This is a genomic window from Agromyces selenitireducens (genome assembly GCF_052748465.2).
Map to the genome: position 1 here is coordinate 3244138 of NZ_CM188259.1, position 22426 is coordinate 3266563.

Here is a 22426-nt window from a genome sequence, read left to right on the forward strand (position 1 = left end):
GTCGACCGCACCGGGCACGTCGGCGCGGGCCGCGACCGCCTCGGGCGATCGCGTCCCGGTCGGACGCGGCCTAGGCGATCTCGCGCAGCGCGTCGACGACGCTGAGCAGGTGGTCGCGCACGGCCCGCTCGGCGGCGTCGGGATCCCGGGCGACGATGGCGTCGATGATGGCGGCGTGCTGCAGCACCGACACCTTCGCGCGCTGGGGCCGAGACGAGAGCTTGAACTGGTGCCGGACGCTCTGCGCGTGCAGCCTGCCGAGGACGTCGGACGCGGTGGCGTGCCGGCTGAGCTCGCGGATCCGCACATCGAGGAGGCGGTTCAGGCGCGAGTACTCGACGAGGTCGCCGTCGGCGACGGACGCGAACATGCCCTCCCGCAGGCCCTCGAGCTCCGCGGCATCCGCGTCGGTGAGGTACCCGGCGGTCTTCGCGGCGCAGAGTCCCTCGACGCCGATCCGCACCTCGATGATCTCGATGGCCTCCTCGAGCGAGATCGCCCGGACCCGCGACCCGCGATTCGGCAGGCGCTCGACGAGGCCCTCGCTCGCGAGCTCGAGCAGCGCCGTGCGGACCGTCGCGCGACTCGCGGAGAACGTCGCGCTGAGGTCGGCCTCGATCAGGCGCTGGTTCGGTGCGTACTCGCCCTGAACGATGGCGTCGCGGATGCGGTCGGCGACTCGGGCACCGCCCGATCCGTTGAGCTCCGGAACGGCCTCGGTCGACCCGGCCTCGACCGCATCCGCGGGCTGGGAATCCACCGCTATCGACATGCGCACACACTGCCTCCCGAGATCGCGGACTCGGGAACCGAGCCTAGGCGCGAACCACTATTGTCTACAATATTACGAGCAACGGCGGGGTGATGGAGTGACGACCGTACGAGTCGCCGTGCTGGGCCTGGGAGAAGCGGGACGCATCTACGCCGCCGACCTCGCCGAGCGCGGAGCAGAGGTCACTGCGGCCGACCCTGCAGTGGTCTCCGCGCCGGCCGGCGTCGTGCTCGCCCCGAGCGTCCCGGAGGCCGTCCGCGGCGCCGACATCGTGCTGAGCCTCGTCGGCGGGTCCGCGGCGGCATCCGTCCTCGACGCGGCCGCGCGGGCGATGGACGCGGCCGCCGTGTTCGCCGACATGAACACCGTGGCGCCCGCGACGAAGCGGGAGCTCGCCTCACGCGCCGCCGGACACGGCATCCCCTTCGCCGACGTCGCGATCCTCGCCCCGGTGCCGCGCGCGCGGATCGACACGCCCCTCGGCGTGAGCGGAACGGGTGCGAGCATGCTGCAGTCCGCCCTCCAGGCGCTGCGGATCCCGTCGACCGACCTCGGGCCCGAAGCGGGCAGCGCCGCCGGCCTGAAGCTGCTGCGCAGCGTGTTCATGAAGGGCCTGGCCGCGCTGATCTTCGAGAGCGTGACCGCAGCCCGGGCCGTCGGCGCCGAGGAATGGGTCATCGACCAGATCGCCTCGGAACTCGGCCCGTCCGGCCACGAACTCGTGACACGACTGCTCGAGGGCACCCCGGTGCACGCCGTCCGCCGCGAGGCCGAGATGCGCGACGCGCTCGCGTTCCTGCAGTCGCTCGGCGCCGCCCACCCCATGACGGACGGCACCATCGAGTGGCTGCACGCCCTCGCCGAGGCGCCCGAGGCGCGCGGCGCGACATCCGGCGAATGACCCCGGTGCCGCCAGTGGCTACGCGTCGCTCCACACCTCGCCGGCCAGCGCGACGACCGCGTCGATCTTCGCCCACTGCTCGGCCTCGGTGAGCACGTTGCCCTCCTCGGTCGACGCGAATCCGCACTGCGGGCTGAGCGCCAGCTGCGCCAGCGGCGCGATCGAGGCGGCCTCGTCGATGCGGCGACGGAGCTCGTCGTGGTCCTCGAGCGTGCCGGTCTTGGTGGTCACGAGCCCGAGCTCGACGACCTTGTCGCCCTCCGGCAGGAAGCGGAGGGGCTCGAAGCCGCCCGCGCGCTCGCTGTCGTACTCGAGGAAGTAGCCGTCGAAGTCGCACTCGCCGAGCAACTGCTCGGCCACCGGCTCGTACCCGCCGGACGAGATCCACGTCGAGCGGAAGTTGCCGCGGCAGACGTGCGTGGTGATGACCATGTCGTCGGGCCGGTCGCGCAGCGAGGCGTTGATGAGCGAGGCGTAGCGCTCGGCGAGGTGGTCGGTGCGGATGCCGCGCTCGGCGGCCTTCGCGAGCTCCTCCTCCGAGCAGAGGTACGCCCATGCGGTGTCGTCGAACTGCAGGTACCGGCACCCGGCGTCGTAGAACGCCTGCACCGCGTCGCGGTAGGTCCGGGCCAGGTCGTCGACGATGTCCTCGTGCCCGGAGTACTGCGATCCCTCGAGGGCGTCGCGCTCGAGGCGGAAGTCGAGCACGGTCGGCGCGGGGATGCTGAACTTCGGCACGACCCCGGCCCGCTCGGCCACGGGCTTCAGGAAGCGGAAGTGCTCGAGCATCGGGTGGTCGGCCGGGAAACCGACCGGTCCGTCGATGTGCAGCCCGCGCGGGCGGGTCTGCACGCCCTGGAACTGGATGCCGTGGTCGAGCTCCACGACGTTCACGCCGTCGAGCATGCCGAAGAAGTCGAAGTGCCACCACGACCGGCGGAACTCCCCGTCGGTCGCGAGCCGCAGCCCTGCCGCCGCCTGTCGGTCGACGAGCCGCTCGATCGCCGCGTCCTCGACGGCGCGGAGGCCGCCATCGTCGAGTTCGCCGGCGGCGTGGCGCGCCCTGGCGGCCTTGACGTCATCCGGACGGAGGAAGCTCCCGACGATGTCGGCGCGGAACGGAGGATTGACGGACATACCCCGACCCTATTCCAGCCACCGCACCCGTGCGCGGTGGTTTCGCACCGTTACGGCGCCGGCGCCGGCCCGGCGCCGGATGGGAGCGACTCGAGGTACTCGAGCGATCGGCGCGATCCGGTCACGAGCGAGCGGATCCCGTGGATGTGCTCGTCGACGTCCGGACGGTAGGCGGCCGCGAGATCCCGCGCGACGCCCGCGGCGGCGCGGCGCAGCAGCTCGACGTACGGGAGCGGGGAGCTCCCGTCGTTGGGGAGCACGACGCCCATGGCGGCGTAGACCGCCCCACCCGGGCCGACGACCGGGACGGCGATGCCGCGGGACTCCGGGTGGATGTACCCCTCGCCGACGGCGTACCCGTCGGCCCGCACGCCCTCGAGGACAGCGCGCAGCTGCGCGGCGTTGCGGATCGTGCGCTCGGTGTACGCCTCGAACTCCCCGGCCTCGACCTCGGCGACCAGCGCGGGATCCGCGTGCGCGAGCAGCACCAGCCCGCTCGAGGACGCGTGCAGCGGGATGCGCCCGCCGATGAGGGTCGCGTTCACGACGGCGTCGGGCGTCGACATCCGTTCGATGAACAGCACGTCGTGCCCGCGCAGCACTCCCAGTTGCGTGTGCTGGCGGACCCGGAGGTGCACCGCCTCGAGCCACGGCCTGGCGATCTCGCGCAGGCCGACCGCTCCGGGCGTGCGGCTCGCGAACTCCCACAGGCGCACGCCGAGACGGTACGTGCGATCGGGCAGCCGCTCCAGCAGGCCCTCCCGCTCGAGCTCGCCGATCAACCGGTGCGTGCTCGAGCGTGGCAGGCTCGCGGCATCCGCGACCTCGCTGAGCGTGAGGAACGGATGCCATGCGTCGAAGGCCTCGAGGATGCGCAGGTGCCGGTGCAGCACCGATTCACCTGCAGATCCTCGGGCCACGGCACCTCCTCGACGGTGCCGCCATCCTACTCGTTTCCGTTCAGCGGAACCTCACGGTCACTGGTCGGAGCGATACACCGTGCGTGCGTAGTCGTGGTACGGCGCCGGAGCGACCGTGGCTCGGATGTTCACCTGCCGGTGGACGGCGTCGACCGAGTCCTTGCGGCTGATCGGGTCCTCGCCCCACACCACCTCGACCTCGTCGCCGTCCTGCACGTCGACGTCGAGCGTGGCCAGCGACATGTAGAGCTGATCGTGCGCCACGTAGCCCGCATCCGTCGAGATGCCGACGAGCTTCCCGTCCTTGCGCACCTCGTCCATCTGGTACAGGCCATACCGCGCCTTCGGGAAGTCGAGGAACTTCGCGGGCGTTCCGGGCTCGACCTGCGACTTGACGACGGCGGCGACGTCGTCGGCGTTCCACAGCAGCGTCACCTTGCGGCGGCGCGGCGACTCGGCGTGCTTCTCCAGAGCCGCACGGCCGTGGAACTCGTGGTCGAACTTCACCGACCGGCCGAGTCCGAGGTCGTACGGGGTCATGTAGAAGTCGTGGATGTCGTCGGAGTGCAGCGATCCGGCGACCGAGCCGGCGCGCGCGGCGGGAAGCCACTCGCGGTACTCCGCGAAGTCCTCGTCGAAGATCGCGGGGAAGGGCGTGGGCACCCAGCCCGACTCGAGCGGCGACGACGAGTACGCCTTCGCGCCGACCCGACGGATGCCGAACTCCTCGCCCGCCGACATCAGCGCGTCCATGATGATCTCGTTGTCCTCCCACGGACCGTAGAACTCGAAGCCGGGCTGGCCCGCCATCCCGTGGCGAAGGCCCTTGACCGGCCGGCCCGCGATCTCGAAGTCGCCGATGTGGAAGAACTTCAGTTCGGGAGCCGGGCCGCCGAAGAGCTTCTCCATGACCTCGTCGGCCTTCGGCCCCTGGAGCTGGTACCGGTAGAACGTGGGAGGCCCCTGCCGCATGTGCGAGTTCGCCTCGAGCCGCGAGCGGACGTCCTTGCCCTCGGCCTGCGCCTTCTCGACGTTGTACCGCACCCAGTCGATGAGGATGTGGTGGCCGATCAGCACGAGGCCCTCCGGGCCCTCGGAGTTGTAGAACAGGATGCCGTCGCCGATGACATACCCGTCCTTGTTCACGGAGATCAGCTGCTTCGCCACGCCGGGCCGGAAGGTGGCGAACGTATTCGGCGAGATCGAACCGAGCAGCGGGATGAGGTCGGCGCCGTCGAGGAAGAGCTGCGTCATGTGGTGCGACTGGTCCATGACCGCCACGGTCGTACTCCACGCCCGCTGCTCATCCCGCCAGTTCGTGAACTCGGGCGCGACGGGGAACGTGAACGCCGGCCAGTTCTGGTTCCGCAGCAGCTCGACGGGGTTGCCCGCACGATCGAGTGCCTGCGCAAGTGATTCGGTCATCTTCGACCCTCCTTGATCCTTCGCGGCCAGCGTAGGCACGATGGAGACATCCGGTCGCCTCCTGTTCCGTTCATGTGAATTCCATGCCCGTCGCACACCGGCGAGTGCGTGAGGATCGGTTCACGGAGACAAGCGGAACGGGCTCGCGCGGGCACCCCGATGCGACGCCTCGGTCGTCCCGCATCTCGATTCGGCAACCCTCATCGAATCTGAGAGCAAAATCGTTGACAATCTGGATCGCGATCCGTACGGTCGGTTCCAAGCGAGCGTGACGATCGCTGACCACCGGGCAATGACGCGACAGGAGGTGCAGGATGGCGGCACGCCTGACCCTGCGCGACGTGAGCCTGCACTTCGGCGGCGTCAAGGTACTCCAGGACGTGAGCTTCGACGTGGAGCCGGGCACGATCTTCGGGCTCGTCGGCCCGAACGGCGCCGGCAAGACCTCGCTGTTCAACTGCATCAGCGGCCACTACAAGCCGAGCTCGGGCTCCATCCGCATCGACGACACCGAAGTCGTCGGACTCGCCCCCTCTCGGCTCGCACGGCTCGGACTGGCGCGCACCTTCCAGCATCCCGCGCTCGAACTCGAGGCCTCAGTGCTGCAGAACGTGCTGCTCGGCGCGCACACGCGCCTGCCCGGCGACCCGGTCTCCTGGTCGCTGCGCCTGCCCTTCACCTCGCGATCCGAGCGCGACGTCCGGGCGGAGGCGCTCGATCTGCTCGAGAGCGTGGGCCTCGGCTGGGCGGCCGACCGCACGCCGGACGACCTGTCCCACGGCCTGCACAAGGGCATCGAGTTGTGCAGGGCCCTGCTGTCGCGGCCGTCGCTGCTGCTGCTCGACGAGCCCGCCGCGGGCCTCTCGCACGGCGAAGTGGAGCAACTCATCGAGACCGTACGGCGGATCCGCACCGAGCAGGACATCACGGTCATCATCGTCGAGCACCACATGGGGCTCATCTCCGCGCTCACCGAGCGGGTGGTCGTGCTCGACCACGGCGCCAAGCTGATGGAGGGCACCGCAGCCGAGGCCCAGTCGGACCCGCGCGTCCTCGAGGCCTACATCGGCAAGGAGGACACCGATGACGCTGCTTGAGCTCGTCGACGTGACGGCCTCCTACGGCCACGTCCAGGTGCTGGACGGCGTCTCGCTCACCGTGCCCGACGGCGGCGCCGTCGGCATCCTCGGGGCCAACGGCGCCGGCAAGACCACCACCCTGCGCGCGATCAGCGGCACGGTTCGCACCGGCGGGAAGATCACCTTCGAGGGACGCGACATCCGCGGCTTCCGCCCCGACCAGGTCGCCGCGCTCGGCATCGCCCACGTGCCCGAGGGCCGCGGAACCCTCCCCCAGATGAGCGTCATGGAGAACCTCCGCGTCGGCGCCTACCGGCGGAAGGACCGCAAGGGCATCGCCACCGACATCGACTACTGCCTCGAGCTCTTTCCGCAGCTGAAGGACCGCATCGGGTCGAGAGGCGCCGCGCTCTCCGGCGGCGAGCAGCAGATGCTCGCCGTCGCGCGCGGCTTCATGGCCAAGCCGAAGCTCCTGCTGCTCGACGAGGCGTCGCTCGGACTGGCGCCGAGCACGGCGAAGGCCGTCTACGAGGCCATCCGCCGGCTGAGGGCCGAGTCCGGCATCGCGATGCTCATCGTCGAGCAGAACGCCACCCTCGCCTTCTCGCTCGTCGACACGGCGACCGTGCTCGAGACGGGACGCAACGCCCTCACAGGCACCTCCGCCGAGCTCAAGGGCATGGACGAGATCCGCCGCGCCTACCTGGGGGGCTGAACCGCACGCTCATGGACACCTTCATCCAACTCGTGGTCGACGGCCTGTCGGTGGGGTCGATCTACGCCGCGCTCGCGCTGGCGATCGTCCTCGTCCACCAGTCCACCGGGTTGATCAACTTCTCGCAGGGCGCCATGGCGGTGCTGTCGGCCTACATCGCCTACGTGTTCATCCAGCTGGGCCTGCCGGTGCTCGTGGCGATCCTCATCTCCGTCGCGATCTCCTTCCTCATGGGAGCCGTGATCGAGCGCCTGCTCATCCGGCGGTTCGAGGGCGGCGACCCCGACACCGCGGTGGTCGTGACGATCGGCCTGCTCACGCTCATCACGGGCATCGCCGCCTGGTTCTGGGGGTACAACAACCGCCAGTTCCCATCGCTGTTCCCGGGCGGGAGCATCGAGATCCTCGGCGCGTTCGTCAGCATCCGCTCGATCGGGACGACGATCACGATCCTGGCGATCATGGTGCTGCTGCAACTGCTGTTCCTGAACACCAAGCTCGGCCTGGCCCTGCGCGCGGTCGCCGACAACCCGGGCTCGGCCGCGTTCTCCGGACTGCCCGTCGGCCGGCTGCTCATGATCGGCTGGGGACTCGCCGCCGGGCTGGGGGCGATCGCCGGTGCGCTCGTCGCCCCCCGCCTCACCCTGACGCCCGGGATGATGGACTTCGCGCTCGTCTACGCGCTCGCCGCGGTCATCCTCGGCGGGCTCAACAGCCCGATCGGTGCCGTCGCCGCGGCCTGGCTGATCGGCGTGCTGGAGAACCTCGCCGCCGTGTACGTGCCGATCATCGGCTACGACCTCAGGATCGCGGTGCCGTTCATCCTCATCTTCGTCGTCCTCATCATCCGGCCCCAGGGCCTCTTCGGACGGAAGGTCGTGGTGAGGGTCTGATGGAACGGATCTCGTCGTTGCTCGCCAACAAGTGGGTACAGCTCGCCATCGTGCTCGCTGTGGCGGCCCTGCTCCTCATCGCCCCGCTGGTCCTCCCGGTCCGCATGAACCAGACCCTCATCAGCATCGGGGTCTATGCGGTGGCCGTGCTGGGACTGAACATCATCATGGGCTACACCGGGCAGGTCAACCTCGGGCAGATCTTCTTCCTGGGCCTCGGCGCGTACGTCGCCGCCTACGGGGTCAACCAGGACTGGAACATCGTCGTGGTGTTCATCGCGGCCTGCGTCGTCCCCGGCATCGTCGGGCTGCTCATCTCGCTGGCGGCCGCGCGGCTCGGCGGGCTCGCGATCGCCATGGTCACGATCGCCCTGCCGATCATCGGCGTGCCGCTCGCCAAGCGCCTGTCGGACTTCACGGGCGGCTCGCAGGGGACGTCCGCCCGGTTCTCCTCCGCGCCCGACTGGACCGGGCTCGACAACGACCAGTGGCAGTACTACATCGTGCTCGTGATCGCCGCGGCGGCCTTCCTCCTCGGCCGGAACCTCGTGCGTGGCAAGTACGGTCGCGCGTTCGGCGTGGTGCGCGAGAACGAGGCCGTGGCGGCGTCGATGGGCGTCTCGCCGTACCGGTACAAGGTGCTCGCGTTCACCATCGCCTCCATCTTCGGCGGCGCGAGCGGCTTCCTCTACCTCGTGGCCGTCCAGTACACGTCGCCCGAGACGCTCACCTTCGTCCACTCGATCGGCCTCGTCATCGCGATGGTCGTCGGCGGCGCCGGCAGCATCATCGGCTCCCTCATCGGCGGCGCGTACTACGTGCTCGTCCCCCAGATCACCAACGCCATCGACCCGAGCCTCACGGCGATCATCCAGGGCGTCATCCTCCTCGTCGTGCTCTTCCTGTTGCCCGGAGGCCTGGTCAGCCTCCCGCGGGTGATCGGCCGCCTCACGCGTCGGCGGAGCGGCGATCGACCACCGGGCACCTCAACACCGACCCTCCCTGGACGACAGCCGGCATCGGATGCCGCGCAGGGGGAACCCGAAAACACAGAGAGGCAGAGTCCATCATGAACATTCGAAAGAGGGCAGGTGGCATCGTCGGCATGGTCGCCATGGCGTCGGTCGTCGCCATCGCCGTCTCGGGTTGCGCCCGAGACGGCGGCGGGGGCGGAGGCGGCGACGGCGAAGGTGCCGAGACGAGTCCCGGCATCACCGACGACTCGATCACGCTCGGCGTGACCACCCCGCTCAGCGGGCCGACCGCCGGCCCCGGGACCTGCACCGTGGCGGGCCTGGAGGCCTACATGGGCGCCAGGAACGCCGAGGGCGGCATCGAGTTCGGCGACGGCCAGACGCGCGAGGTCGAGATCAATACCTACGACGACACCTACGACCCGCAGAAGGCCCTCGCGAACTTCCAGCAGATGGTCGCCGACGACGTGTTCGCCGCGACGTCCGGCCTGGGTACGCCCACGAACCGCGCGTGGCGCGAGGCGGCCATCGACGAGGAGTTCCCGCAGGTGCTGATCATGACGGGCGACCCGCTGTTCAGCAACCAGGAGGAGAGCCCCTGGTCGCTCGGGTTCGTCCCGATCTACCAGAACGAGGGCGCCGCCTTCGGCGAGCTCCTCGCCGAGTCCGGCGAGGACCTCACGGTGGCGATCCTGTCGCAGAACGACGACTACGGCGAGGGCTACGTCGAGGGCTTCAAGGAGGCCATCGAGGGCGCCGACAACGTCGAGGTGGTCGGCGAGCTGACCTACGAGGCCACGGACACCTCCGTGGACGCGCAGCTCACCGAACTCGCGTCGACGGACGCCGACGTCTTCTTCAACGCGATGTCGATCACCCCGCTGGTGATCTCGTCGCTGCAGAAGACCCAGCAGCTGGGATGGCTCCCGAGCTGGTTCCTCCCGTCGAACACCTCGAGCCCCACGGCGATCCTCGAGCCCGGTGGCGCGACGGCGTTCCCCGGCGTCTACTCCGTCTCGTTCGCGAAGGCCCCGCAGAGCCCCGCGTTCGCCGAGGACGAGGACGTCGTGACGTTCCTGTCCGACCTGAAGGAGTACGGCGACTACCCCGACCCGCCCGCGTTCCCGCACTGCATGTGGAGCTACATGATCGGCGCCACGCTCGAGCAGGCGTTCCAGAACATGGAGGAGCCCAACCGCGACAGCTTCATGGAGGCCCTGCGCAACATCTCGGACTTCCAGGCGCCGCTGATGCTCGAGGGCACCGCGGTGAACACGACCGAGGACGGCCAGCCCGCGGTCTCGACGGTCGTGGTGCAGAAGTACAACGGCACGGGCTACGCCCCGGCGGAGACCTTCGGGTGATCGCCGAGCGCACGCTCGATGCATGAGCACCGCCCCCGGGTCGACGGCCCGGGGGCGGTGTCGTGTCCGACGCCGGCGCGACGTTCGGGGGCGACGGATGCGGCGGGGCAGGGGAACTCGGCGCGGGTCACCCCGCGACCACGGCGTGCGGCGCGGTCGCCACTCCCTCGAGCACGGCGGCCGCCGGGTCGGCGCCGAGCTCGACGATGCGGTTCGCCCCGTCGACGTGCACGATGCGCGGCGCGAACGCCGCGGCATCCGTCGACTCGACCGAGGCCCACGAGATCACGATGACCACGTCGCCGACCGCGGCGAGGCGCGCCGCCGCGCCGTTGATGCCGATGACGCCGGAGCCGCGCTCGCCGGCGATCGCGTACGTCTCGAACCGGTCGCCCGTGTTGATGTTCACGACCGCGACGAGTTCGCCGGGCAGGAGGTCGGCCGCCTCGAGCAGGTCGGCATCGACCGTGATCGAGCCGACGTAGTGCAGGTCGGCATGCGTGACGGTCGCGCGGTGGATCTTCGACTTCAGCATCGTGCGGTGGAAGCGGGTCATCCTCCGATGATGCCGGGAACGCGAGCAGACGGGCGCCGGCCGCGTCACGATCCGACGAACGCCCGGGCCGTCCGCTCCTCCTCGAGGCGCACCGGATCGCGCCCTCACGTCGTCACGTCGACCTTCTGGTTCTCGCCCGCTCGCCGGTCACTCCTCGTCGGCGCGCCCCGCCGGCACGTCGGAGGACCCCGCGCCGTGCCAGTGCCCGGTCCGCTCGTCGGACCACCGCTTGGAGCGATCCACCCTGTCCTGCGCCTCGTCGTCGGGCGCCACGTCGGGCGCCTTCTCGGGCACCTCGTCGGGCTCGGCGGCGCCGCCCTCGTCGTCCCACGCCTCCACGGGCCCAGTCTCGCCCGGTTCCCGTTCGTCGGTCATGACGACCTCCCCTGCACCTGCCGTCAGGCTACGCCCGCGCACCGCGCCGCGCACGGGCGAAAGGCCCGCGGAATCCGCTCAGCGCGTGAGGCACGCCCGCTGCTCGACCAGCGGGCACACGAACGGGTCGCGTTCACCGAGCCCGACGCGGTTGATGTAGCGCAGCACGATCCCGTAGCTCTGCCACAGCCCCGTGACGGTGTACGGCACGCCACGCTCGCGGCAATATGCCGCGATGAGCGGGGCGGCACGCCGCAGGTGCGGGCGGGGCATCGACGGGAAGAGGTGGTGCTCGATCTGGTAGTTGAGGCCGCCCATCGCGAAGTCCAGCACCCGGTTGCCGCGGATGTTGCGGCTCATGAGCACCTGGCGGCGGAGGAAGTCGAGCCGCGCGCCCTTCGGCACGAGCGGCATCCCCTTGTGGTTCGGCGCGAACGCCATGCCCATGTAGACGCCGAAGAGCCCCAGCTGCACCCCGAGGAATGCGGCGGCGACGCCCGGCGAGAGCACGAGGAACACGAGCACGAGGTACCCGACGATGCGCACGGCCAGGAACGCGATCTCGACCGGGCGCCGCTGCACGGGTTCCCGCTGGAACACGCGGCGCACGCTCGAGGCGTGCAGCGAGAGCCCCTCGAACAGCAGGATCGGGAAGAAGAACGCGCCCTGGTGCGACATGATCCACCGCACCAGCGGCGTGCGCGCCTTCGCAGCGCGGTCGGGCGTGACGGCGATGACGGGCAGTTCGATGTCGGGGTCGGCGCCGAGCTGGTTCGGGTTCGCGTGGTGCCGCGTGTGCTTGTGCTGCCACCAGCCGTAGCTCATGCCGACGAAGAAGTCGCCGATGACGAGGCTGATCCAGTCGTTCCACCGCCCGGAGCGGAAGATCTGGCGGTGCGCGGCGTCGTGCCCGAGCATCGCGGTCTGCGTGAACAGCACGGCGAAGCCGACCGCGGTGAACATCTGCCACCACGTGTCGCCGATCCAGATGAACGCGACGATGGCGGCGGCGAAGGCCAGCGGCACGGCGCTGAGCTTGGTCCAGTAGTACCCGTAGCGCCGCCGCATGAGCCCGGACGACTTGACCAGGCGGGCCAGGTCCGTGAAGTCGCTGTTCGGTGCGACACGCTCGGCGACGATGTTCGATGCTCCGGTCATGATCGACCTGCTTCCCCGCACGTCCTCGTGCGTGGGCGAGACCCCTGAATCACGTCGGCCGGCGTGGATGATCCGCCAACTTCAGGCTACGCTCGCGGCGGTCGCCGACGACGGAAACCCGAGAAACTCTCAGTATCCGGCGGGCCGAGGACGCGCCCGTTCAGTACCGCCAGCGCACCACGTCGGCCACCGCCGCCGCGTCGAGTGCCCCGTAGGCCTCCCACTCGTGGCGACGCGTCGCGACGTACGCGTCGACCAGCACGTCGCCGAGCACGCCGCGGGAGAAGGCGCTCGCGTCGAGCGCCTGCAGTGCCGCCCCGAGATCGGCGGGCAGCGAACGGATGCCGGCGGCCCGCCGTTCCGCGACCGTCAGCGTGCTCGGGTCGACGGTGACCGGCTCGGGCGGCGCCGCATCGCGCACGACCCCGTCGACGGCGGCCGCGAGGATCGCGGCGACCGCGAGGTACGGGTTGGCTGCGCCGTCCGTCGGCTTGACCTCGATGTTGGCCTGCTCGGCACCGTGGCCGGCCTGCCCGCGCAGGTATCGGATCGCGGCCTCCCGGTTCGCCGGGCCCCAGCACACGTGGGCGCCGGCCCAGGTGTGCGGGCGCAGTCGGGTGAACGAGAGCACGCTCCCGCCGAGCAGCGCGACGGTCTCGTCGAGGCGGTCGAGGATTCCGGCGATCATGCGTCCGCCGTCGGCGCCGACGCCGTGCGGGCCGGGCGCGTCGGGCGCGAACACGTTGCGTCCGTCGCGCGTGGCCGACAGGTGCACGTGGCATCCGTTCGTCGCGCCGCCCGCGATCGGCACGGGCGCGAACGAGACCCGCAGGCCGTGCGCGTTCGCGACCCTGGTGAGCACGATGCGCGCGAGCGCGAGCTGGTCGACCGCGGTGATGGGGTCACGCGGCGCGAACGCGAACTCGAGTTGGCCGGGCCCGAACTCGGGGTGCATCTGGTCGACGGGCACGCCCGCGACCTCGAGCGCGGCGAGCGCGGCGAACGCGAACGCCTCGGCCTCGAGCACGGCCCGCGTCGAGTATCCGGGGCCCGAGGTCGCCGGCTCGGGGTGGGCCTCGGTCCGCCGGGGGTCGACGACGGATGCCGCGGCATCCGTCGCCCCGCGGAACACGGTGCACTCGAGCTCGAACCCGACCCGGAACTCGAACCGCGCATCGGCCGCGTCGTCGACGACCCGCCGCAGCGCGGTGCGCGGGCACGCGGGGTGCGCGGTGCCGTCGAGCGAGTACAGGTCGGCCGGCGCCCACGCGAGGCCCGCCTCCGCGTCGAGCACGGCCAGGGCGGAGAGGTCGGCGATGCCGCGGAGGTCGCCGACGACCGGGTCGAGCGCGTCGGTGGCGTTGAGGTGGTCGTCGACCGAGAACAGGAGGCCCGCGCTGTGCGAGATCGTCGCGCCGTGCGTGCTCGCCGACAGCAGCCGACGGTGCGGCAGCACCTTGACGCGCGAGATCCCGGCGTTGTCGATGTGCGAGACGAGCAGGGCACGGATGTCGTCGAAGCGGACGGAACCGTTCATTCCGACTCTCCTTCCGCCGCCGCCCGCGCCCGCGGAGGGTGTCGCCGGGCGTCCGGTTCAGTATGCACCGGCTGCGCTCCGGACGGCTCGCGAAGACTGTGAGACCCCACATGTCCGAGGCGTACGCTCCGGTCATGAGAACACACGACCAGCCGGGACCGCGAGTCGCCGGCCGGAGCGTCGCCGACGACGACCAGCTCCGCTTCGAACACTTCTGGGACGCGTACACCGCGTCCGCGGGGCGCCCGTCGCGCTGGATGACCAGCGTGGCCTCCGCTTGGGGCCGCCCCGCCTCGGGCGCGCGCACATCGGCACCCCGATGACCGCCCCCGCCGCGCCGGCCCCCGAGTCGTTCGAGCCCTTCGCGGTGGATCACATCCTCGTCAACGACCTCCCGTCGACGCTCGGCACGCTCGAGGCGCCCGAACGGTACACGGTCACCGCCGTGTTCACGCGACGTCCGCTCCAGCAGGAACTCGACCTCCTCGCGGCATCCGACGTCGACGACCGCCTCACCGAGGCGGGCTACCAGGCCGTGACGCTGCGCACGGCCGATCGGCGCCTCCTGATCGACAACACCAACCTGGCCGAGCTGCGCGACGGACTCGCGCACCTCATCGGGTCGCTGCTCGACGACATCGGCAGCCGCGTCGCGACGACGCGATCGACGCAGGCGAAGGATGCCGCGGAGCTCGCCTCCCGCGCCGCCGAACGGGCGCACCAGGTGCTCGAAGAGGTCAGCAAGGTCGACTTCTCGCCCAAGAAGCGGACCTCGCACTACCACTGACGCTGACGCTCAGGCGCTCGCGGGTGCGCCCTTCAGCTCGGAGTAGCGCTGCGCGTGCACCTGCGCCAGGTCGATGGACCCGGTGAGCAGGGCCTCGGCGCACTCGCGTGCGGCTTCGTCGAGCTCGACCTCGCGGTGCCGGCCTTCAGTGGTCGCCTGGAGCGCGCGCTTCAGGCGATCCCGGTCTTCGTAGATCATGGTCTCCTCTTCTCGGTCTCTCGGAGCGATCATGACGCCGTCGTCAACCGGTGCAGAGGAAGATACCGCTCCCACCGGCCCGCTGCCAACCCATCAGCTCGATGCGGCGATCGCGGAACCGACCGGCAGCAGCCAGGACGCCGCGAACACGCTGAGCGCGATCGACAGGACCGCGATGCCCACGACGGTCATGCCCAGCCCGATCGCGCACCCGACCGCACCGTCGCCGATCGGCGGATCCCACTACAGCCGCCGGTCGCTGCTGCCCCGCAGCATCAGGGCCGGAGAGCGCGAACGGACCGGCCATCGCCAGCCCGAGCCAGTACGCCCACGCCGCGCTCGTCGCGTCCTCGTCCTCGTCCTCGTCCGGCCGTACTGTCACGTGCCGACGGTATCGAAGCGCGGGAGCTGCCCGTCACGTCCGAGTTTCGACCGGAGCACGCTGCCGTCGTCGGAGGCGGGACGCGGCTTCCGTTCGCTCATCGGACGACGTCGAAGACCTGCTTGACGACCCCGTTCGAGTACGCCTCGTGCTCGACGAGCTTGAGCGAACCCTGCTCGCGACCGTTGAAGAGCCGCTTGCCCTCGCCGAGCGCGACCGGGAACACGAGCAGGTGGTACCGGTCGACGAGGCCCGCCTCGGCGAGGCCCTGCGCGAGCGTGGGGCTCGCGTGCACGAGGATGTTCGCGCCATCCGCCTGCTTGAGCGCGGCGACCTCGTCGAGCGAGCGCAGCACGGTCGTGTTGTTCCACTCGGGGTCGGTCAACGTCGTCGAGACGACGTACTTCGGCATCGCGTTGTACTCGGCGAACTCGTCCATCGTCGGCCACACCGGGGCGAACTCGTCGTAGCTCACGCGGCCGAGGAGCAGTGCGTCGGCCTCGTCCTGCTCGCGGCCCTTGATCTCGTACATCTCCTCGACGTGCGGGACCTCCGTGAAGGTCCAGCCCGCGCGCGGGTGGTCGCCGCCGCCGGGCGAGTCGACGATGCCGTCGAGGGTGATGAACTCGGTGACGATGAGGGTGCGCATGGTGGTCTCCTGTCCGGGTCGATCGGGGCGGCACATCCGCCCTCACTCTGGACGTCGAACGGGATCGGCGCAGATCGACACGCGCCCGAGATCCGTTTCCGGCGGGCGAGTCGTTCAGCGACCGCAGTAGCCTGACCGCATGCCAGGGACCGCCCGCGAGCTCCTCGCCGAACTCCGCGCCGCAGCCCGGCCCGACCCGCACCCGCAGAAGCACTACCACGGCGACGGCGGCGTGCTCGGCGTGCGGATGGGCGAGCTGTTCGACATCACGAAGCAGCATGCGGCGATGCCCGTCGACGAGGTCGACCGGCTGCTCGACGAGCGCGAGTACGAGCCGCGCCTGGCGGCGTTCTGCGTCATGGACTTCGCCGTGCGCGGCAGGCCGCCCGGCGACGACGTCCGACGCGAGCGCTACGAGCTCTACCTGCGTCGGCACGACCGCATCGACACGTGGGACATGGTCGACCGCGCCGCCCCGCGCGTGATCGGCGAGTACCTCCTCACCCGGCCGCGCGACCCGCTGTTCGAGCTCGCCGCGGCATCCGACCCGCTGCGCCGCCGCACCGCGATGACCGCGCCGCTCGCGTTCGTGCGCGCCCGCGACGCCGGCGCGCTCGCCGACCTCTACCGGCTCGCCGCGCTCCTGCTCGACGATCCGGACCCGGTCGTCGCGAAGCCCGTCGGCATCGCGCTCCGGCACGTCGGGGCGGTCGACCCCGACGGGCTCGTCGCGTTCCTCGACGTCAACGCCGAGCGGATGCCGCGTGCCATGCTGCGCGCGGCCGTCGAGAAGCTCCCGCCCGGCACGCGGCATCCGCTCGGCACGGCATAGCCCGTGAGACGCGAATCGCGCCGGCGGGGGCTCCACTCCCCCACCGGCGCGACATCCGTTCTCGCGATCAGGCGATGCGTCAGGCCTTCGCGAGCAGTCCCAGCGTGTCGATCACGCGGTTCGAGAAGCCCCACTCGTTGTCGTACCAGGCGACGACCTTGACGTGCTTGCCGTCGACGCGGGTGAGGTCGGCGTCGAAGATCGACGAGTGCGGGTTGCCGACGATGTCGCTCGAGACGAGCGGCTCCTCGGAGTACTCGAGCACGCCCGCGAGCGGACCCTCGGCGGCGGCGCGGTAGGCGGCGAGCACCTCGTCACGCGTGACCTCCTTCGACACGGTCGCATTGAGCTCGACGATCGAGCCGACCGGCACGGGCACGCGCATCGAGTCGCCGTTGAGCTTGCCGTCGAGGCCCGGCAGCACCAGGCCGATCGCCTTCGCGGCGCCCGTCGACGACGGCACGATGTTCTCGGCGGCGGCGCGGGCGCGGCGGGCGTCCGAGTGGGGCGCGTCCTGCAGGTTCTGGTCCTGCGTGTACGCGTGGATCGTGGTCATGAAGCCGTGCTCGATGCCGGCGAGGTCGTCGAGCACCTTCGCGAGCGGCGCGAGCGCGTTGGTCGTGCACGACGCGTTCGAGACGATCGTGTGCGACGCGGGGTCGTACGCGTCGGTGTTGACGCCGTAGGCGAGCGTCACGTCCGCGCCCTTCGACGGGGCGCTCACGAGCACCTTCTTCGCGCCGGCGGCGAGGTGTGCGCGTGCGGCCTCGGCGTCGGTGAAGCGGCCGGTCGACTCGAGCACGAGGTCGACGTCGAGCTCGCCCCAGGGGAGCTTCGCGGGGTCGCGCTCGGCGAGCACCTTCACGCGGTGGCCGTCGATGACGAGCACGTCGCCGTCGACCTCGACCGGTCGGCCGAAGCGGCCGCCGACGGTGTCGTACTTCAGCAGGCGCGCGAGCGCGGCGGGCTCGGTGAGGTCGTTCACCGCGACCAGTTCGAAGTCGGCGTCGCGCTCGATGAGCGCGCGGACGACGTTGCGGCCGATGCGGCCGAATCCGTTGACGGCGATGCGGGTCATGCGGATGGTTCCTTTCTCGGCTCGCGGCAGGCGGCACCGCGAGGTTTCCGCCACCCACTCTCGTGCGCGGCATCCGCTCGCACGAGTGGCTCGCAAGACAGCGTGCGAAAGGATCTCGCCAATAACGCGAGACTGCATGGGCTGCGCAAAGGCGGTTCGGAGGCAGGGTTCAGGCTGGGTCGCCACGATGGATCGCATGCGCCCGTCCCGAGCCGCCGCCGTCCTGCTGTTCCTCTACGCGGGCCTCGTGCTCTGGGCGACCCTCGGCTCCGTGCCGCGCGCGGGCCTCGGCAACCAGTCGCCGAGGGGTGTGCTCGACTGGCGGCTCTGGTTCGAGCCGTCGACGTGGACGGCCGGCCTCCAGACCGAGTTGATGCTCAACATCGTCATGTTCGTCCCCCTCGGTGCGCTCCTCGCGTTCTCCCTGCGCGGTGTGTCGTTCGTGGTGCCGGTGATGATGGCCGCAGGGTTCAGCCTCGCCATCGAGCTCGCACAGATCCCGATGTCCGACCGCATCTCCGATCCGCGGGACCTCGTCGCGAACGCGGCCGGCGCCCTCATCGGCGTGATCGCAGCGCGCACCGTCGATGCGGTGCTCCGCCTGACGAGCCGGGTGCTGCGTCCGCAGCCGGCCGCGCCGTCCCGACCGGTCCCGTCGAGCGCCCGCGACGCCCGTCGGACGGGTGAGCTCACCGCGAGCCGCGCGGGGCACTGACCCCATCACGCTCGGGCCTGCCCGCGCCGGCCCCGGCCCTGGCCCCCGCCTACGCGGCGAAGGTGTGCCGGTACTCGCTCGGCGACGTGCCGAGGATCCGCTGGAAGTGCAGCCGCAGGTTCGCGCCCGTGCCGAGCCCGACCTCCGCGGCGACCTGCTCGACCCCGAGGTCGGTGCGCTCGAGCAGCTCGCGCGCGAGGTCGATGCGCGCCCGCAGGATCCACTGCATGGGCGTGTAGCCGGTGTCTTCCACGAACCGCCGCGAGAACGTGCGCGGCGACACGGTCGCGTTGCGCGCGAGATCGTCGAGCGTGAGCGGCTCCTGCAGGTGCTCGAGCGCCCACTGCCGCGTCGCGGCGAACACGTCGCCGAGCGGTTCGGGCAGCGCGCGCGGCACGTACTGCGCCTGCCCGCCGCTTCGGTAGGGGGCTGCGACGAGCCTCCGGGCCGCGTGGTTCGACACCGCGACGCCGTGGTCGCGCCGCACGAGGTGCAGGCAGAGGTCGATGCCGGATGCCGCGCCCGCCGACGTCAGCACCTGCCCCTCGTCGACGAACAGCACGTTCTCGTCGACGTCCACGAGCGGATGCCGCTCCCTGAGCGCGCGCGTGTAGTGCCAGTGCGTCGTGGCCCGTCGCCCGTCGAGCAGGCCCGTCGCCGCGAGCGCGAATGCGCCCGTGGAGATCGCCGCGAGCCGGGCGCCCCGCTCGTGCGCGGTGCGCAGCGCGTCGACCACGGCGGCCGGCGGATCGTCGCGGTCGGGGTGCCGGTAGCCGGGGATGAAGATCGTCTCGGCCCACGCGAACGCCTCGAGCCCGTCGGCCACGTGGTACGACAGGCCGTCGCCGCCGGTCACGGGTCCCGGGTGGGCGCCGCACACGCGCACCTCGTACGGCATGCTCGCCCGCGTCGTGAAGATCTGCGCCGGGATGCCGACGTCGAGCGGCTTCGCACCCTCGAGCACGAGCACCGCGATCCGGTGGTTCCTCCGCGTCATGTGGCAAGGATGCCACCGACCGCAAGGATCGCGCACCGCCTGTGCCGGTCGAGGAGCGAGCGCAGCGAGCGTCTCGAGACCCCACCGACGTCACCCCGCGCGCGGCCACCACCCGGGCGTGAGCGTGGCGATGCGGGCAGTGGATGCCGCGGCATCCGTTCCGCTCATGTCGTCACCCTCACCGCGGCCGGTCGCCGCCTCCGGTCGGCGGGGTAGAGTCCGATCCGGAGGTGCGCATGGACGACGAACTGGTCCTGGTCACGGGCGGAACGGGGTTCGTCGCGGTGCACTGCATCGTGCGGCTGTTCGCCGACGGTGCGCGGGTGCGCGCGACCGTGCGGCGCCCCGAACGGGCGGACGACCTGCGCGACTTGGTGCGGCAGGGCGGCGCCGACCCCGCCGGTCTCGAGATCGCGACCGCCGACCTGCTCGACGACGCCGGATGGCCCGCGGCGGTGGACGGCGCGACGCACGTGCTGCACGTGGCGTCGCCGTTCCCGGTCCGCCAGCCGAAGGACGAGGACGAGCTCATCGCGCCCGCCCGCGAGGGTGCCCTGCGGGTGCTGCGCGCTGCGCGCGACGCGGGCGTTCGCAGGGTGGTGCAGACGTCGTCGTTCGCGGCGATCGGGTACGGCCGCCCGCATCCCGGCCGGCGCTACACCGAGGCGGACTGGACCGACCCCGAGGCCCCCGACATCACGCCGTACGTGCGGTCGAAGACCCTCGCCGAGCGCGCCGCGTGGGACTTCGTCGGCCGCGAGGGCGGTGACCTCGAGCTCACGACGGTGAATCCCGTCGGCGTCTTCGGCCCAGCGATCGGCACCGACCTGTCGGCGTCCCTCGAACTGCTCCTCGCCCTCCTGAACGGTCGCTACCCGGCCGTGCCGCGCGGCTCCGTCAACGCTGTAGACGTGCGGGACGTCGCCGACCTGCACGTGCGCGCGATGCGGCATCCGGATGCCACGGGCGAGCGATACCTCGCCGTCTCTGGCGACGCGTTCGAGTACGCCGAGCTGTCGGCGCTGCTGCGCGCCGAGTTCGGCGACCGGGCGCGGCGCGCGACCACGAGGGTGCTCCCCGACTGGGTCGTGCGCACCGGCGCCCTGTTCAGCAGTGAGTTCCGCACCATGGCCGGCGAGCTCGGCCGCCGCGTCGACGCGTCGCACGAGAAGGCGACCCGCATGCTCGGCTGGACCCCCCGGCCCCGCGAGGAGGCCGTGCTCGCCTCGGCGCGGAGCCTGATCGACCTCGGCCTCGTGCGCTGATGGGTGCGACCTTGCCATTGACGCGTGCCATGTTGACGCTCCCCGTCTCGCCGCGGGGCGATCGGCCCGCGGCATGCGTTGCCTTCTGGGCCCGGGGTCGGATGGCTCTGTCGATTGCCGGCTGGCCGGCTGCGCACTGGGTGACGTCCCGGGGGGGACCTCCGCCGCGCCGACGAGTCCCGCTCCGATCCGACCGTCGGCGACGGGCATGCGGTGTGTCAACCGCTGGCCGCGGAGCGCGGATGCTGCAACCGTGGAGTGTTCACGGAGAGGAGCGGACCATGAGCGACATCCCACCTCGCGAGGAATCCGCCGAGGACGACGGCCGCGGCTCGGAGGGCACCATCCCCGACACGCCCGACGGCGTGGGCGTCGGCGTCTCGGGCGAGAAGAACACGTTCGAGCCCGAGGAGGACCCGGAGGCCTCGAGCGCGCCCGAGTAGTCGAGCGCCCGAGCAGGCACGCGCGAACAGGCACGCCGCGGCCCGCCCGGCAGGGCGGATCCGCGGCGCACTGTGCGGTCTCAGGCCGACACGGGCGCCCAGGCCCCGATGCCCACGGCGTCGGGCATCGTGGCGTCGCCGAACCGGTCGAGGCCGAACGACGCCAGCACCGGCGAGGTCGCCCCGGTGAGGATCTCCTCGGCGAGCAGCTCGCCGAGCACCAGCCCGAGCGTCGCACCCGAGTGGGTGAACAACGTGTACAGGCCGGCGATCGAGGGAACGGCTCCCACGACCGGCTCGCCGTCGCCGGGGATCGGCTTCAATCCGGCGCCGACCCGCTGCGCGGTCAACCGCGGGTTCCCGGCGAGCACCTGCGACGCCGCGTCGAGCAGGCCCTGCACGGTCTCCTCGGGGACCGTGATCGACCCGTCATCGCCGACGGCGATCGACTTCTCCGCCCAGTCGGCGTCGAGCACGAGCCTGCCGTCGGGGGTCGGCCGCACGGCCACGCGGGGAGTGTTGAGCACGGTCCTCACGTCGACGTCGACCGGATCGGTGAACAGCACGAAGGCCGCGGGCGTGGCATCGGGGACGGTCACGCCCAGCGCGGCGAGCTGCCCCGGGACCGCTCCGCCCGTCGCGAGCACCACCCGCTCGGCCGGCACGCGCGTCCCGTCGCCCAGGATCACCCCGGTCGCCACACCGTCCTGCACCTCGACGCGCGCCTCGCCGGAGTCCTCGATCACGCGCGCGCCGTCGGCCACGGCCTCCTCGACCAGCACCGCGATGAGGTCGGGCAGGTTCACCCAGCCCTCCCCGGCGTTGAAGATCGCGCCCTCGTCCGCCACGGCCTCGGCGTCCACGTCAGGCGCGACGCGCGCCACGTCGGCGCGGTCGACCCAGACGGCGTCGTACCCGCCGGCTCGCTCGAACGCGAACGTCTCGCGGAAGCTCTCGCCCGGCCCCGCCCACTTCATCGCACCGTCGAAGCGCAGGTATGCGCGGCTCTCCGGACGGCGTGCGCTCCACGTGCGGTAGCGGTCGAGCGCGATCAGTCGCAGGTAGTGGTAGGCCGGCGAGCGGTCGCCGGACGAGTTCAGCCAGGCGATCGAGCGCCCGGATGCGCCGTCGGCGAGCGATCCGGCGGTGACCAGCGTCACCCGGGCGCCGCCGCGCGCGAGGTGCGCGGCGGTCGACGCGCCGAGGATGCCGCCGCCGATGACGACGACGTTCGTGGATCCGGTTCCAGACATGGTTCTGCTTTCCTTACTCGT

At 71.3% G+C, this 22426-nt stretch carries 24 protein-coding genes; 11 read left to right on the forward strand and 13 right to left on the reverse strand.

Going from position 1 to position 22426, the window contains the following annotated elements:
- Positions 1 to 70: 70 nt before the first annotated feature.
- Positions 71 to 760 carry a GntR family transcriptional regulator gene (locus ACULK4_RS15205; protein ID WP_445966423.1) on the reverse strand — a complete coding sequence of 230 codons (690 nt, stop codon included), beginning with the start codon at positions 758 to 760 and terminating at the stop codon, positions 71 to 73.
- A 109-nt stretch (positions 761 to 869) separates the two neighbouring features.
- Here ACULK4_RS15205 and ACULK4_RS15210 point away from each other — a divergent pair, with 109 nt between their 5' ends.
- Entirely contained in the window at positions 870 to 1673 is an 804-nt protein-coding gene (locus ACULK4_RS15210; protein ID WP_445966424.1) for an NAD(P)-dependent oxidoreductase, read from the forward strand.
- 18 nt (positions 1674 to 1691) lie between these two features.
- Here the strand turns inward: ACULK4_RS15210 and ACULK4_RS15215 are convergent, their stop codons facing one another.
- From ACULK4_RS15215 to ACULK4_RS15225, 3 genes are read right to left on the reverse strand one after another with little or no spacing between them, the layout of a single operon-like run.
- Positions 1692 to 2810, reverse strand: coding sequence for a 5-methyltetrahydropteroyltriglutamate--homocysteine S-methyltransferase (locus ACULK4_RS15215; RefSeq protein WP_445966425.1), 1119 nt, complete (start codon positions 2808 to 2810; stop codon positions 1692 to 1694).
- A gap of 50 nt (positions 2811 to 2860) precedes the next feature.
- On the reverse strand, positions 2861 to 3730 hold the full coding sequence (locus tag ACULK4_RS15220; protein ID WP_445966426.1) for an IclR family transcriptional regulator: 870 nt from the start codon (positions 3728 to 3730) through the stop codon (positions 2861 to 2863).
- A gap of 57 nt (positions 3731 to 3787) precedes the next feature.
- Complete coding sequence (locus ACULK4_RS15225; protein ID WP_445966427.1) at positions 3788 to 5155, reverse strand: aminomethyl transferase family protein; 1368 nt, start codon at positions 5153 to 5155, stop codon at positions 3788 to 3790.
- A gap of 314 nt (positions 5156 to 5469) precedes the next feature.
- Between ACULK4_RS15225 and ACULK4_RS15230 the strand changes: the two genes are divergently transcribed.
- The 5 genes from ACULK4_RS15230 to ACULK4_RS15250 are packed head-to-tail and all read left to right on the forward strand — an operon-like array spanning position 5470 to position 10180.
- Positions 5470 to 6252 (forward strand): ABC transporter ATP-binding protein, encoded by a 783-nt coding sequence (locus ACULK4_RS15230; RefSeq protein ID WP_445966428.1) that lies wholly within the window; start codon positions 5470 to 5472, stop codon positions 6250 to 6252.
- Positions 6239 to 6949, forward strand: coding sequence for an ABC transporter ATP-binding protein (locus ACULK4_RS15235; RefSeq protein WP_445966429.1), 711 nt, complete (start codon positions 6239 to 6241; stop codon positions 6947 to 6949). Before ACULK4_RS15230 ends, ACULK4_RS15235 begins: the two co-directional genes overlap by 14 nt.
- Positions 6950 to 6960: 11 nt before the next feature.
- Complete coding sequence (locus tag ACULK4_RS15240; RefSeq protein ID WP_445966430.1) at positions 6961 to 7842, forward strand: branched-chain amino acid ABC transporter permease; 882 nt, start codon at positions 6961 to 6963, stop codon at positions 7840 to 7842.
- Positions 7842 to 8915 (forward strand): branched-chain amino acid ABC transporter permease, encoded by a 1074-nt coding sequence (locus tag ACULK4_RS15245; RefSeq protein ID WP_445966431.1) that lies wholly within the window; start codon positions 7842 to 7844, stop codon positions 8913 to 8915. Before ACULK4_RS15240 ends, ACULK4_RS15245 begins: the two co-directional genes overlap by 1 nt.
- Positions 8912 to 10180, forward strand: a complete 1269-nt coding sequence (locus ACULK4_RS15250; protein WP_445966432.1) for an ABC transporter substrate-binding protein — start codon at positions 8912 to 8914, stop codon at positions 10178 to 10180. The genes ACULK4_RS15245 and ACULK4_RS15250 overlap by 4 nt, the downstream gene beginning before the upstream one ends.
- A gap of 127 nt (positions 10181 to 10307) precedes the next feature.
- Here the strand turns inward: ACULK4_RS15250 and panD are convergent, their stop codons facing one another.
- From panD to ACULK4_RS15270, 4 genes are all read right to left on the reverse strand, one after another.
- A complete protein-coding gene (gene panD, locus ACULK4_RS15255; protein ID WP_445966433.1) occupies positions 10308 to 10736 on the reverse strand; it encodes an aspartate 1-decarboxylase in 429 nt (142 codons plus the stop codon).
- 147 nt (positions 10737 to 10883) lie between these two features.
- Positions 10884 to 11111, reverse strand: a complete 228-nt coding sequence (locus tag ACULK4_RS15260) for a hypothetical protein (RefSeq protein ID WP_445966434.1) — start codon at positions 11109 to 11111, stop codon at positions 10884 to 10886.
- Positions 11112 to 11189: 78 nt separating this feature from the next.
- Positions 11190 to 12269 carry a fatty acid desaturase family protein gene (locus ACULK4_RS15265; RefSeq protein WP_445966435.1) on the reverse strand — a complete coding sequence of 360 codons (1080 nt, stop codon included), beginning with the start codon at positions 12267 to 12269 and terminating at the stop codon, positions 11190 to 11192.
- A gap of 160 nt (positions 12270 to 12429) precedes the next feature.
- Positions 12430 to 13806, reverse strand: coding sequence for a type I glutamate--ammonia ligase (locus tag ACULK4_RS15270; protein ID WP_445966436.1), 1377 nt, complete (start codon positions 13804 to 13806; stop codon positions 12430 to 12432).
- 319 nt (positions 13807 to 14125) lie between these two features.
- Between ACULK4_RS15270 and ACULK4_RS15275 the strand changes: the two genes are divergently transcribed.
- The gene (locus tag ACULK4_RS15275) at positions 14126 to 14593 is read left to right on the forward strand and encodes a hypothetical protein (protein ID WP_445966437.1); all 468 of its coding nucleotides are present in this window, start codon (positions 14126 to 14128) and stop codon (positions 14591 to 14593) included.
- 9 nt (positions 14594 to 14602) lie between these two features.
- On the opposite strand, the gene ACULK4_RS15280 is transcribed toward ACULK4_RS15275, so the two are convergent.
- A complete protein-coding gene (locus ACULK4_RS15280) occupies positions 14603 to 14791 on the reverse strand; it encodes a hypothetical protein (protein ID WP_445966438.1) in 189 nt (62 codons plus the stop codon).
- A 479-nt stretch (positions 14792 to 15270) separates the two neighbouring features.
- On the reverse strand, positions 15271 to 15822 hold the full coding sequence (locus ACULK4_RS15285; protein ID WP_445966439.1) for a dihydrofolate reductase family protein: 552 nt from the start codon (positions 15820 to 15822) through the stop codon (positions 15271 to 15273).
- A 139-nt stretch (positions 15823 to 15961) separates the two neighbouring features.
- Here ACULK4_RS15285 and ACULK4_RS15290 point away from each other — a divergent pair, with 139 nt between their 5' ends.
- Positions 15962 to 16654 (forward strand): DNA alkylation repair protein, encoded by a 693-nt coding sequence (locus ACULK4_RS15290; protein ID WP_445966440.1) that lies wholly within the window; start codon positions 15962 to 15964, stop codon positions 16652 to 16654.
- Positions 16655 to 16733: 79 nt separating this feature from the next.
- Here the strand turns inward: ACULK4_RS15290 and gap are convergent, their stop codons facing one another.
- On the reverse strand, positions 16734 to 17732 hold the full coding sequence (gene gap, locus ACULK4_RS15295) for a type I glyceraldehyde-3-phosphate dehydrogenase (protein ID WP_445966441.1): 999 nt from the start codon (positions 17730 to 17732) through the stop codon (positions 16734 to 16736).
- 196 nt (positions 17733 to 17928) lie between these two features.
- Between gap and ACULK4_RS15300 the strand changes: the two genes are divergently transcribed.
- Positions 17929 to 18447, forward strand: a complete 519-nt coding sequence (locus tag ACULK4_RS15300) for a VanZ family protein (protein ID WP_445966442.1) — start codon at positions 17929 to 17931, stop codon at positions 18445 to 18447.
- A 49-nt stretch (positions 18448 to 18496) separates the two neighbouring features.
- Here ACULK4_RS15300 and ACULK4_RS15305 read toward each other — a convergent pair whose 3' ends face one another.
- Positions 18497 to 19444: a GlxA family transcriptional regulator gene (locus ACULK4_RS15305; protein WP_445966443.1), complete on the reverse strand. Its 948-nt coding sequence runs from the start codon at positions 19442 to 19444 to the stop codon at positions 18497 to 18499.
- A gap of 236 nt (positions 19445 to 19680) precedes the next feature.
- Between ACULK4_RS15305 and ACULK4_RS15310 the strand changes: the two genes are divergently transcribed.
- Both ACULK4_RS15310 and ACULK4_RS15315 read left to right on the forward strand, forming a co-directional pair.
- Positions 19681 to 20709: an NAD-dependent epimerase/dehydratase family protein gene (locus ACULK4_RS15310; RefSeq protein WP_445966444.1), complete on the forward strand. Its 1029-nt coding sequence runs from the start codon at positions 19681 to 19683 to the stop codon at positions 20707 to 20709.
- Positions 20710 to 20990: 281 nt separating this feature from the next.
- Entirely contained in the window at positions 20991 to 21152 is a 162-nt protein-coding gene (locus ACULK4_RS15315; RefSeq protein ID WP_445966445.1) for a hypothetical protein, read from the forward strand.
- 80 nt (positions 21153 to 21232) lie between these two features.
- Here ACULK4_RS15315 and ACULK4_RS15320 read toward each other — a convergent pair whose 3' ends face one another.
- Positions 21233 to 22405: an NAD(P)/FAD-dependent oxidoreductase gene (locus tag ACULK4_RS15320; protein ID WP_445966446.1), complete on the reverse strand. Its 1173-nt coding sequence runs from the start codon at positions 22403 to 22405 to the stop codon at positions 21233 to 21235.
- Between the last annotated feature and the right edge of the window lie 21 nt (positions 22406 to 22426).